Origin of the sequence: Streptomyces sp. NBC_00846, from assembly GCF_045207325.1 — a bacterium.
Lineage (GTDB): Bacteria > Actinomycetota > Actinomycetes > Streptomycetales > Streptomycetaceae > Streptomyces.
Map to the genome: position 1 here is coordinate 2,700,066 of NZ_CP108846.1, position 11,465 is coordinate 2,711,530.

Consider the following 11,465-nt stretch of genomic DNA (forward strand, 5'->3'; position numbering starts at 1 on the left):
TGGATCCATGCCGTACGAGAGAACGCCGCCCACCACCCCCCTGCTCACCGTCTCCGGGGACCTGCTGGTCATCGCCCCGCGCACCGCCGCCCCCGTCCGGCCGGCGCCCACCAACCCGTACCGCCGACTGCTCTCCACCCCGGGCGCCCGCGCCTTCACCGCGGGCAATCTGCTCGCCCGGCTCCCCATGGGCATGTTCAGCGTCAGCGCGGTGATCATGATCGCCGGATCGCGCGGCTCGTACGCGCTGGCCGGTGCCGTCACCGCGACCGGTCTCGCCGCGACGGCCGTGGTCGCCCCCTGGACGGCCCGGCTCGTCGACCGGTACGGGCAGGCCCGCATCGCCGTGCCCGCCACCGCGATCGCCATGCTCGGCTCGCTCGCGCTGCTGCTCTGCGTGCACTACGGCGCCCCGGCCTGGACCCTCTTCGCCTCCTACGCCGCGACCGCCACCACCCCCAACACCGGCGGGATGTCCCGGGCCCGCTGGGCCCATCTGCACCGGGGCGATCCGGCCGCCCTGCACACCGCGAACTCCTTCGAGCAGGCCGTCGACGAGCTCTGCTTCATGCTCGGCCCTGCCCTCGCCGCCCTGCTGTGCGCGGCGCTCTTCCCGGAGGCCGGAACGCTCGTCGGGGCGATCCTGCTGATGACCGGCGTACTGATCTTCGCCGCCCAGCGCGCCACCGAACCACCGGTGGCACCCCGCACCACCCGCTCCGCCTCACCGCTCCGCGCCCCCGGCATGCCGGCCCTGCTCGCCGTGTTCCTCGCCACCGGGGCGGTCTTCGGCTCGATGGAGGTCGTCACGATCGCCCACGCCGGGGGCGCGATCCTGGCCCTCCAGGCGGCGGGATCGTGCGTGGCGGGGCTGCTGTACGGATCGCTGCGCCCGGCCGGGGACATCCGGCGCCGGCTGCTGGGCTGCCTGGCGGGAATGACGGCGCTGATGTCCCTGCCGCTGCTCGCCACGGCCTCCGCCGATTCGCTCCTCGCCCTCGCGGGCGCGCTGCTGCTGGCGGGCGCGGCGACGGCCCCGACGATGGTCACCGGCATGACTCTGGTGCAACGCCTCACCCCCGAGGGCCGGCTGAACGAGGGCATGACCCTGGCCGTGACGGCGCTGCTGGGCGGGATCGCCGCGGGTTCGGCGGCCGGAGGCTGGCTGGTGGAGTACACGGCCCCGGTGTCGGGCTATGCCGCACCGGTGTGTGCGGCAGGGCTGGCGCTGGCCGCCGCGGCGGCCGGGGTCCGGCGGAGGTAGGGCCTCTTGTTCGGATCGCGCTGGGCACGCCGCGGACTGCGGGAACAAAACGAGGACCCCGTTGCCGGTGGGCAACGGGGTCCTCGTTCACATGGGAATTGTGGAGATGGCGGGAATCGAACCCGCGTCCAACGGTGCAGAACCAGGGCTTCTCCGAGCGCAGTTCGCTGCGATTTTCTCGGCCCCGGAGATCTCGCGAACAAGTCTCCGACGGGCTCAGTCACTGTTTGATTTCCCACCGACCCCCGTGACCGGGATCAGTGGTTTAGTCCCCTAGATTATGCCAGGGTCCGGGTCGGGAACACCCCCGGGCTGACACCCATTAAGGGTCCCTCACTCACTGCTTATTAGGCAGCGAGGGCGAAGGACTGGGAATCGCTCTTGGAATTGGCGATTATTGGTTGCGACATATGGTTTACGAGATCATTGCCGCTTCCTCGGCTCGCTTCCCCTGCTTCGACATCCGCTGTCGAAACCGATCATCCCCATGTTGGCGTATTTAATTGTCAACTACTCAAAACGCACACCCGCTGTGGAGTGCAGTCCCATCGTACGTGACCAACGCACGACGATGCCAGCCTATTCCTGCGGGCCGCCGCCGGCCCGCCCGTACGGTCCCGGCTACGCACTGCGCTGGCGCCGGCGCGCTGCCGAGATCGCACGGTTCGTCTCCCGTGTGTCCTGCTTCTCGCGCAGGGTCTGCCGCTTGTCGTACTCCTTCTTGCCCTTGGCGAGCGCGATCTCGACCTTCACCCGGCCGTCCTTGAAGTACAGCGCGAGCGGCACGATCGTGTGACCCGTCTCGCCGGACTTCGACTCCAGCTTGTCGATCTCCGCCCGGTGCATCAGCAGCTTGCGCTTCCGCTTGGCCGAGTGGTTGGTCCAGGTCCCCTGCACGTACTCCGGGACGTGGATGTTGTGCAGCCATGCCTCGCCGCCGTCGATCTGGACGAAGCCGTCCACGAGCGAGGCCCGGCCCAGCCGCAGCGATTTGACCTCGGTACCCATGAGTACGAGACCGCACTCGTAGGTGTCGATGATGTGGTAGTCGTGCCGCGCCTTCTTGTTCTGCGCGATGAGCTTGCGCCCGGTGTCCTTTTCCTTAGCCATAGTGCAGCCATTTTCGCACTACGACCCACCCCCGAGGCCACTCAATACTGTCTCGGCCCGCCGCTCGGCCCTGGACGTGACCGCGAGGTCCGGGGTTATGCCGCGTCCGTCGACGCCGCGGCCCGCCGGGGTGCGGTAGTGGCCGACGGTCAGCTCGGCCACCGAGCCGCCCGGAAGCTTGCTGGGCATCTGGACGGAACCCTTGCCGAAGGTGCGCGAGCCGACCGTGACGGCACGGCCCCGGTCCTGGAGCGCGCCGGTGAGAAGCTCGGCGGCGCTCATCGTGCCGCCGTCGATGAGGACGACGAGGGGGCGGGCGGTGTCGCCGCCCGGCTGCGCGTAGAGGGCGCGCTGCTCTCCGTGCACGTCGTACGTGGCGACCAGACCGCCGTCCAGGAAGGCGGAGGCGGCGGTGACGGCCTCGGTGACCAGGCCGCCGGAGTTGCCGCGGAGGTCGAGGAGCACCCCGGCACCCGCCGGTGCGTCCCGGACCGCGTCGCGGACCCTGTCGCCCGAACCCCTGGTGAACGAGTCCACCTCGATGAGTACGGCCGGCGAGGGGTCGGAACGGTCCGGTCCGATGCGCCGGACGGTGACGGCCTCGGTGCTGAGCGTGGCCCGGCGCAGCGTCTCGGTCCGGAGCGCCGCGCCCCGCTGCACACCCAGTACGACGGTGCTGCCCGCGGACGCCTCCGTACGGTCTCCGCGCAGCAGGGCGACGACCTCGGCGACGGGTCGTTCGTCGACCCGGTGGCCGTCGACCGTACGGAGCAGATCGCCCGGCTCGATGCCCGCACGGTCGGCGGGGCTGCCGGGCTGGACCCGGGCCACCTCGACCCGTCCCTCGGCGGAGCGCCTGGCGGCGATCCCCACGCCCGTGTACGAGCCGTCGAGGGCCTGCTCGAACTCCTCGTACTGCCGCTCGTCGTACACCGCGCCCCAGCGGTCGCCGCTGCGGCTGACGACCTCCTCGGCCGCCTCCTTGCCGGACTTGCCGTCGGCCACGGCCCGGGCTGCGGCGTCGGCCACCTTGTCGCTTTCGACGGTGGAGGCGGCGTAACGGGTCGCGATGTCCGAGGACTTCGCCGCGCCGTGCGGCAGCGAGCCGGTGGCCGCGGCGGTGGCCAGCACGGTGGCGAAAACCAAGGTCAGGGCCGCCCCGCGGCGTACACCGCGGGGCCCGAAACACTGCGCAGGACCCGACATGGCGACGAGTGTAGGACAACGCCCTTGTGGCGCACGGCCGGTTGGCCGTGCGCCACAAGGGCGCTTGTCACACCTTCAGGTACTTGCGCAACGCGAAGAGAGCGGCAACGGCGGGCATCAGCAGGCCGATCGCCAGGACCAGGGGCAGCTTGGTGAAGACCGCGTCCCAGCCGATGAAGTCGATCAGGTTCAGCTTGCTCTGCAGCGCCAGACCGCCGTCGATCAGGAAGTACCGGCCGGCCAGCAGCATCACGCAGGCGAGCACGCCACCGATGAGACCGGCGAACGCGGCCTCCATGATGAACGGCATCTGGATGTAGAACCCGGAGGCGCCGACGAGCCGCATGATGCCCGTTTCGCGCCGTCGGCTGAACGCGGACACCCGGACGGTGTTCACGATCAGCATCAGCGCGATGACCAGCATCAGTGCCATCACGAAGAGGGCGGCCACATTCATGCCGTTCATCAGCCCGAAGAGGTTGTCCAGGATGGATCTCTGGTCCTGGACGGACTGCACCCCGTCCCGGCCGGCGAAGGCGGTGGCGACGACCTTGTACTTCTTGGGGTCGTGGAGCTTGACCCGGAACGACTCCTGCATCTGGTCCGGCGTGATGTTGCTCGCCATGGGCGAGTCGCCGAACTGCTCCTGGTAGTGCTTGTACGCCTGGTCGGCCGACTCGTAGGTGACCTTCTCGACCAGGTTGTCCATCTTGCCGAGGTCGGCCTCGATGTCCTTCTTCTGCTGCGCGGTGACCGCACCCTTGGCGCACTTGGGCGTCGAGGTCACATCACTCTTGCTGCACAGGAAGATCGAGACGTTGACCTTGTCGTACCAGTAGTCCTTCATCGTGCTGACCTGCTCGCGCATGAGCAGCGCGCCGCCGAACAGGGCGAGCGAGAGGGCGACGGAGACGACGACGGCGAAGGTCATCGTGAGGTTGCGACGGAGGCCGACGCCGATCTCCGACAGGACGAACTGGGCGCGCATGGCGTCCTTTCAGTGCTCGATGCTCAGTGCTGGTAGCCGTAGACGCCGCGGGCCTGGTCGCGTACGAGACGGCCCTGCTCCAGCTCGATGACGCGCTTGCGCATCTGGTCGACGATGTTCTGGTCGTGAGTCGCCATGATCACAGTGGTGCCGGTCCGGTTGATCCGGTCCAGCAGCTTCATGATGCCGACGGAGGTCTGCGGGTCGAGGTTGCCGGTCGGCTCGTCCGCGATCAGCAGCATCGGACGGTTCACGAACGCCCGCGCGATCGCCACGCGCTGCTGCTCACCGCCGGAGAGCTCACCGGGCATCCGGTCCTCCTTGCCGCCGAGGCCGACCAGGTCGAGAACCTGGGGCACCGCCTTGCGGATCTCACCGCGCGGCTTGCCGATGACCTCCTGCGCGAACGCCACGTTCTCCGCGACGGTCTTGTTGGGGAGGAGGCGGAAGTCCTGGAACACCGTGCCCAACTGGCGGCGCATGTGCGGCACCTTCCAGTTGGACAGGCGCGCGAGGTCCTTGCCCAGGACGTGAACCATGCCCTGACTGGCGCGCTCTTCGCGAAGGATGAGTCGCATGAAGGTGGACTTGCCGGAGCCTGAGGAGCCCACCAGGAAGACGAACTCACCCTTCTCGATATCGAGAGACACATCCCGTAGAGCGGGACGGCTCTGCTTCGGGTAGGTCTTGGAGACGTTGTCGAATCGGATCACGGATGCACCACGGTCGGCCGGGAGTAGGTGTGCGTGACCATACGCGAACCGGCCTGACGCGTGCAGGCACGCGTCCGGGGATGGGTGATTTATGGCGGAACCGCACGGGCCGGGTGCGGGGCCGAAGTGCTACGAAACGGGCGCTTTTCGGCGGGCCGCGCCGAAATCCGCGCGAGCTGGCACAGTGGGAGGGGGAACGGATGCGTCCCCATGAGCGTTGTGCGGAGAGAAGATGTATGCGGCTCCGCCGCGCGGGAGGAGGAAAGCGCATGACCTATGACCGATTGGTGTGCGCAAACTGCGCGGCGCCCGTGAACGAGGGCCGCTGCCCCGTGTGCCGGGCAAGCCGTGAGCGGCTGCAGCACGAACAGGGGCAGGGAATCTTCGCGGGACTGAGCCCCGTGACGCTGGTGGCCCTGCTGGTGGTGCTGCTGGGCGCGCTGGCGCTGCTGGCACACCAGACCGTGTAGCCGCGGGAGAGCCCGTCCGTCCGCCTGCGAGAGCGGTACGTGTACGCAGAGGGGCCCGGGATGCCTGTAGCAGGTGTCCCGGGCCCCTCTGTGCGTACCTGTGCCGCCAGCGGGCCCTTATCAGGCGACCGTACGGCCGTTCATGAGGCGCGGCAGGATCCGGAAGCCGATGCCTCCGGCAATCATCGTCGCGGCGCCGACCAGCAGGAACGTGGTCTCGGCGGCACCGGTCTCGGCGAGCTCATCCTTGCCCTTGCCCTGCTCGACCGGCTGGTTTCCGGCCGAGTCGGGGGTGGTGTTGTCCGCGCACTTCGCGCCGTCGAGGTCGACGGTGCAGTTGTCGGCGTCGCCGCCACCGGTCACGGTGCCTGCGGAGGCGTTACCCGTGGTACCACCGTTGCCGGAGGTGCCGGAGGTGCCGGAGGAGCCGTTGCCGCCGTTGCCGTTGCCACCGGACTGGTGACCACCGTTTCCGTTGCCACCGTTGCCGTTGCCTCCGGACTGGTGGCCACCGTTCCCGTTGCCACCGTTTCCGTTGCCACCGTTTCCGTTGCCACCGTTGCCGTTGCCACCGTTGCCGTTACCCGGGGTGGTCGGCTCCGTGGTCGGCTCGGTGGTCGGCTCCGTGGTCGGCTCGGTGGTCGGCTCCGTGGTCGGCTCGGTGGTCGGCTCGGTGGTCGGCTCCGTGGTCGGCTCGGTGGTCGGCTCGGGCTCGCATCGCGGGTCGACCGGGCTGCACGGCTCGCCGTCGCCGTCCGCCGTCTGGATGCCAACCTGGACACCCGCGACGTTGACACCGATACCGGCGGCCGACGCCGCACCGGCGGCGGTGAGCGAGGCGCCCGCGGCGATCACCGCACCCGCGGCGATCCGCGCGACGCGTACTCGCGTCTTCTTCGTCATGTGCTGCTACCCCCAGTAGCTGATCTCGTCAGTGGAGCAGCCATATGCGGGCCCCGGTTCTGCGGGGTTTGCTCCGAACGGCGCCACATCGAGCCGTGGCCGTGCCGCCCGCCCCCGTTCACACCCGTCCCATGCATACGCATGCTGCCCTAGCACCCTGTCCACAGTTAAGGACTACGTCAAGGCCGTTCCGTTCAATCTGCACCGATTTGGCGGGAGTTGATCTCCATTCGGAATCACGACTGTGACGCACTCACCACGCCGCCTCCCCAACTCGCCCCCCAACTCCCTTTCGCGCGCCGCCTCGTACGCGTCCACAATGAGAACGGCGGTGCCGGAACCCCGTAGGGATTCCGGCACCGCCGTTCGAAGAACAGGGAGACAGGCCGCGCCGGCCCGCCCGCCTACTTCTCCCGCTGCTTGCGCCAGCGGATGCCCGCCTCCAGGAAGCCGTCGATCTCGCCGTTGAAGACCGCTTCCGGGTTGCCCATCTCGAACTCCGTACGCAGGTCCTTGACCATCTGGTACGGGTGCAGGACGTACGACCGCATCTGGTTGCCCCAGGAGTTGCCGCCGTCGCCCTTGAGGGCGTCCATCTTGGCCTGCTCCTCCTGGCGGCGGCGCTCAAGGAGCTTCGCCTGGAGGACGTTCATCGCGGACGCCTTGTTCTGGATCTGCGAGCGCTCGTTCTGGCAGGAGACGACGATGCCGGTCGGGAGGTGGGTCAGGCGCACCGCGGAGTCCGTGGTGTTGACACCCTGGCCGCCGGGGCCCGACGAGCGGTACACGTCGACGCGCAGCTCCGACTCGTCGATCTCGATGTGATCGGTCTGCTCGACCACGGGCAGCACCTCGACACCCGCGAAGGACGTCTGGCGGCGGCCCTGGTTGTCGAAGGGCGAGATCCGGACGAGCCGGTGGGTGCCCTGCTCGACGGAGAGCGTGCCGTAGGCGTACGGCACCTGGACGGCGAAGGTGGTCGACTTGATGCCGGCCTCTTCCGCGTACGACGTCTCGTAGACCTCGGTCTTGTAGCCGTGCCGCTCGGCCCAGCGGATGTACATGCGCTGGAGCTTCTCGGCGAAGTCGGCGGCGTCCACGCCACCGGCCTCGGCGCGGATGTTGACCAGGGCCTCGCGGGAGTCGTACTCGCCGGAGAGGAGGGTACGGACCTCCATCTCGTCCAGCGCCTTCCTGACCGAATTCAGCTCAAACTCGGCCTCGGCGAGGGCGTCCGCATCGCCCTCGTCCTGGGCGAGCTCGAAGAGGATTTCGAGATCGTCGATCCGGCCGCGGAGCGCCTCGGTCTTACGGACCTCGGCCTGGAGGTGCGAAAGCTTGCTGGTGATCTTCTGCGCCGCCTCCGGGTCGTCCCAGAGGGAAGGCGCTGCCGCCTGCTCCTCGAGCGCGGCGATGTCCGCCCTCAGCGCATCCAGGTCCAGGACGGCCTCGATCGACCCCATGGTCGAGGAGAGGGACTTCAGCTCTTCGGAAATATCGACGACTGCCACGGGTCCAGCGTAACGGCTGTCGGCACGGACGTTCCTCGGGCCGCATGATCACGACTCGGTGACCGGGTGTCCGGCGTCTGCCCGGACCGTACGGCGAGGGAGTGCGCCCCTGGGTTCCGCCGGGGTCGCAAGCCGCCGGGGAACCACCTTCGGGCCCTGGCTCAGGGGGCTCCCGGCGCCGAGCTCTTCGTGTCCTGCGCGGGCACGTCCGCGCTGTCGCCGCCCAGCGCCAGCCGGCCGCCCACGCCGAGGGCCACCACCAGCACCAGCGCCGCGGCGCCCAGCGTCAGGCGGCGCTTGCGGACGGCCGCGGACTTGTTGCGGGCCGAGCCGGGGCGGGGCCGGCCCGGGGAGCGGGGGGCCCTGGCCGTGCCCCGGGGGCCGCCGGACAGCTCGTCGGGGGCCGGGACGCGCATGCTCGTGTGGGTGTCGCGGTTGGAGTCCGTGGACGAGCCGGGGACCAAGGGGACCGCGCCGCGGCGGCGGGGCTCCTCGGGCGCGGGGGTGTACTGCTGCTCGTCGTACGTCTGCGGTTCCGGTTCGGTGTCCGGTTCGTCCACGTCCAGCGGCGGGATGCCGGCCAGCTGCGGGAGCTGCTCGCGCAACCGGGCCGCGAGCTCGGAGGCGCGCAGCCGGGAGGCCGGGGCCTTGGCCAGGCACTGGACGAGGAGCTGCCAGAGCTCCTCGGGGATGCCCGGGAGCGGGACGACGGTCTCCGTGACGTGACGGCGCAGGACCGCGCCGGGGTGTCCGCCGCCGAAGGGCGTGAAGCCGGCGAGGAGCTCGTAGAGGACCGTGGCGAGGGCGTAGATGTCGACGGCGGCGCGAGGCGGCAGGCCCTCGACTATCTCGGGGGCGAGGTAGTCCGGCGTACCGATGATCTTGCTGGCCTTGGTGCGGCGCGGGGTGTCGATCAGCTTGGCCACGCCGAAGTCGGTGAGCAGCGCCGGGTGCGAGCCGCCGGGGCCGAGCGGGCCCTCCATGTCGAGCAGGATGTTCTCCGGCTTGACGTCGCGGTGGACCACTCCGGCGGCGTGCGCGGCGGCCAGGCCGTCGGCGACGTCCGCGATGATCGCGACGGCGGCCTCGGGCGCGAGCCGGCGTTCGCGGTCGAGGCGGGTGCGCAGGTCCGTGCCGCGGATCAGGTTCATGACCAGCGCCAGATCGTTGCCGTCGACCACGAGGTCGCGGACGGCGACCACGCGCGGGTGGTCCAGGCCGAGCAGTGCGGTGCGCTCCTGGACGAAGCGGCCCACGAGCTCCTGATCGGACGCGAGGTCCTCGCGCAGGAGCTTGATGGCCACCGGGCCCTCGGGCCCGTCGCCGAGCCACACCGTGCCGGCGCTGCCGCGCCCCAGGATCTGGTGGGCGGTGTACCGGCTGCCGATATTCCGTGCCAAGACTGCTCCCTCAGCGGCTGGCGATGGACCGTCGCTCATGACCCCCGGTCGACAAAGTTACGCGTCGATCGGGGTGTTGAGTGCCCGGGATGGCGCCGACCTTCACTTCTGCGGGCGATATGCGTGGAAACTCGCCCGCAGAAGTCGATATAGCTACAGAGTTGATGGGGTGTCAGCCGCTCAGGGCCCGCTGCTTCCGCCCAGTTTCGAAACCCAGTCGGTCACGGTGGAGACAGTGTCGCCGATGGCCTGCCAGTAGCTCTTGCCCTGGCCGATCCAGTCCTGCAGCGGCGTCAGTTCCCAGATCAGCCAGCCCGCGACGAACAGCAGGACCAGGGTGAACAGGCAGCCCTTGAGACAGCCGAGGCCGGGAATCTTCATCGGGTTGGCGCTGCGCTGCCTCGGCTCGCGGGGCTGTCGCGGGGCCGGCTGCTGCGGGGGCGCGTACTGCTGCTGTTGGGGCTGGTGCCGTTGATGGTGCTGGGGTTGCGGCTGGTACTGCTGCTGCCGGGGCTGGGGGTACTGCTGATGCTGCGGCGGCTGCTGGCGTCGCTGGGGCTGCTGCGGCTGCTGCTGGGGCTGGGGCCGCTGGGGGCGGCGGCGCAGCGGGTCCTGGCCGGGGTCGAGGTACTGGACCTGCGTCTGCTCGTTGCGGTCACGGGCCGCCCGGAGCTGGGACTGCCAGGGGTGCGGCCCATCGGGCTGCGGAGGGTTGTCCGGATGCGGCGGTACGGGCGGCATGACCGAGGTCGGGTCGGCGTGCCCGCCGGCGCCCTGGCCGGGGCCGGGGGCATGCTGCATGACGCTGGTCGCGGCGTTCGGATCGTACGAGCCCGCGTTGCTCGGCAGCACCTGCGTCGGGTCGGCCGCGCCGGGGGTCTGCGGCACGGCCGCGGGCGCCGGGTCGGGTGCGAGCAGGGCGCCCACGCCGTCGGCCGCCGCGATCTGCGCGGCGTTGGCGTGCACGCCGATGCCGGCCGCGACGGTGCGCAGTCCGCGGGCCAGGTTCTCGGCGCTGGGCCGCTGGTCCGGGTCCTTGCTCAGGCAGCGCTCTATCACCGTCCACAGCGGCGCCGGGACGGTGGTGGGGCGGCGGGGTTCCTCGCTGAGGTGCCGGTGCAGGACTTCGAGGGCGGTGCCGCCGGAGAACGGCGGGCGGCCGGTGACCAGTTCGTACAGCAGGATGCCCGCGCCGTAGATGTCGACGGCCGAGGTCTGCGGGCGGCCCTCGGCGGACTCGGGCGCCACGTAGGCGGGCGTGCCGACGAACTCGTGGGTCCGGGTGAGCCCCGGGGAGTCCGCCAGGCGCGCGATGCCGAAGTCGGTGAGCATCGGGTGCATCTGGCCGTCGCGCTCGTCGAGCAGGACGTTGGCGGGCTTCAGGTCGCGGTGGACGACGCCGTCGGCGTGGCTGGCGGCCAGCGCGTCCGCGATCTGCGCGGTGAGCAGCGCGGCGGCGACCGGGGTGAGCGGGCCGTTCTCGCGGAGGTAGCGGTGCAGGTCGGGGCCGTCGATGAGGTCCATGACGAGGGCGAGGAGATCGCCCTCGACGACCAGGTCGCGGGTGCGCACGATGTTCTCGTGGGTGAGCCGGAGCAGCACCGAGCGCTCACGCAGGAACCGCATCACGATGTCCGCGTCGTTGGCGAGCTCCTCCTTCAGGACCTTGATCGCCACGGTCTCGCCGGGCTGGCCGGCGACGGCGGCCTCGGAGCCTGCGGTCTCCCGCTGGCGGGCACGCCAGACGGTGCCCGTGGCGCCGCGTCCCAGCGGCTCCTCGAGCAGGTACTTGCTGCCTACCGGCCGCACGTCATGCGCTCCCTGCGATCGTGGTGTCTGCGGTGCTCCCGGATCCGCCCGGGAGTTCCGGCCCACTCTAGTGGGGTGACCGGCGAGGTCG

11 protein-coding genes and 1 other RNA gene are annotated in these 11,465 nt (G+C 70.2%); 3 read left to right on the top strand and 9 right to left on the bottom strand.

The genetic code is table 11. The annotated features are described in order from the left end of the window. Positions 1–7 precede the first annotated feature (7 nt). Positions 8–1,264, top strand: coding sequence for an MFS transporter (locus tag OG936_RS12490; RefSeq protein WP_406494602.1), 1,257 nt, complete (start codon positions 8–10; stop codon positions 1,262–1,264). Between the two features lie 98 nt (positions 1,265–1,362). On the opposite strand, the gene ssrA is transcribed toward OG936_RS12490, so the two are convergent. The 5 genes from ssrA to ftsE all read right to left on the bottom strand — a co-directional run bounded on the left by ssrA (position 1,363) and on the right by ftsE (position 5,281). After that, positions 1,363–1,751: a transfer-messenger RNA gene (gene ssrA / locus OG936_RS12495) on the bottom strand. A 134-nt stretch (positions 1,752–1,885) separates the two neighbouring features. Further along, a complete protein-coding gene (smpB, locus tag OG936_RS12500; RefSeq protein WP_406494604.1) occupies positions 1,886–2,374 on the bottom strand; it encodes an SsrA-binding protein SmpB in 489 nt (162 codons plus the stop codon). An 18-nt stretch (positions 2,375–2,392) separates the two neighbouring features. Further along, on the bottom strand, positions 2,393–3,580 hold the full coding sequence (locus tag OG936_RS12505) for a S41 family peptidase (RefSeq protein ID WP_406494606.1): 1,188 nt from the start codon (positions 3,578–3,580) through the stop codon (positions 2,393–2,395). 67 nt (positions 3,581–3,647) lie between these two features. Next, positions 3,648–4,568 carry a permease-like cell division protein FtsX gene (gene ftsX, locus OG936_RS12510; RefSeq protein ID WP_406494608.1) on the bottom strand — a complete coding sequence of 307 codons (921 nt, stop codon included), beginning with the start codon at positions 4,566–4,568 and terminating at the stop codon, positions 3,648–3,650. A 23-nt stretch (positions 4,569–4,591) separates the two neighbouring features. Further along, on the bottom strand, positions 4,592–5,281 hold the full coding sequence (ftsE, locus tag OG936_RS12515) for a cell division ATP-binding protein FtsE (protein ID WP_124723233.1): 690 nt from the start codon (positions 5,279–5,281) through the stop codon (positions 4,592–4,594). A gap of 269 nt (positions 5,282–5,550) precedes the next feature. Between ftsE and OG936_RS12520 the strand changes: the two genes are divergently transcribed. Further along, positions 5,551–5,751 (top strand): hypothetical protein, encoded by a 201-nt coding sequence (locus OG936_RS12520; protein ID WP_383759955.1) that lies wholly within the window; start codon positions 5,551–5,553, stop codon positions 5,749–5,751. Between the two features lie 120 nt (positions 5,752–5,871). Here the strand turns inward: OG936_RS12520 and OG936_RS12525 are convergent, their stop codons facing one another. Then, positions 5,872–6,114 carry an LPXTG cell wall anchor domain-containing protein gene (locus OG936_RS12525; RefSeq protein ID WP_383759953.1) on the bottom strand — a complete coding sequence of 81 codons (243 nt, stop codon included), beginning with the start codon at positions 6,112–6,114 and terminating at the stop codon, positions 5,872–5,874. Positions 6,115–6,400: 286 nt separating this feature from the next. Between OG936_RS12525 and OG936_RS12530 the strand changes: the two genes are divergently transcribed. Beyond that, complete coding sequence (locus OG936_RS12530; RefSeq protein WP_406500417.1) at positions 6,401–6,673, top strand: hypothetical protein; 273 nt, start codon at positions 6,401–6,403, stop codon at positions 6,671–6,673. Positions 6,674–7,058: 385 nt separating this feature from the next. On the opposite strand, the gene prfB is transcribed toward OG936_RS12530, so the two are convergent. The 3 genes from prfB to OG936_RS12545 form a co-directional block, all read right to left on the bottom strand. Beyond that, positions 7,059–8,165, bottom strand: coding sequence for a peptide chain release factor 2 (gene prfB / locus OG936_RS12535; RefSeq protein WP_406494609.1), 1,107 nt, complete (start codon positions 8,163–8,165; stop codon positions 7,059–7,061). Between the two features lie 161 nt (positions 8,166–8,326). Beyond that, positions 8,327–9,565 (bottom strand): serine/threonine-protein kinase, encoded by a 1,239-nt coding sequence (locus OG936_RS12540; protein WP_383759951.1) that lies wholly within the window; start codon positions 9,563–9,565, stop codon positions 8,327–8,329. Positions 9,566–9,745: 180 nt separating this feature from the next. Then, positions 9,746–11,374 carry a serine/threonine-protein kinase gene (locus OG936_RS12545; RefSeq protein WP_406494610.1) on the bottom strand — a complete coding sequence of 543 codons (1,629 nt, stop codon included), beginning with the start codon at positions 11,372–11,374 and terminating at the stop codon, positions 9,746–9,748. Positions 11,375–11,465 lie beyond the last annotated feature (91 nt).

Coding starts and splice junctions, on each gene's coding strand:
- smpB (WP_406494604.1), bottom strand. CDS start 2,374: ATGGCTAAGGAAAAGGACACCGGGCGCAAGCTCATCGCGCAGAACAAG.
- OG936_RS12505 (WP_406494606.1), bottom strand. CDS start 3,580: ATGTCGGGTCCTGCGCAGTGTTTCGGGCCCCGCGGTGTACGCCGCGGG.
- OG936_RS12520 (WP_383759955.1), top strand. CDS start 5,551: ATGACCTATGACCGATTGGTGTGCGCAAACTGCGCGGCGCCCGTGAAC.
- ftsX (WP_406494608.1), bottom strand. CDS start 4,568: ATGCGCGCCCAGTTCGTCCTGTCGGAGATCGGCGTCGGCCTCCGTCGC.
- OG936_RS12490 (WP_406494602.1), top strand. CDS start 8: ATGCCGTACGAGAGAACGCCGCCCACCACCCCCCTGCTCACCGTCTCC.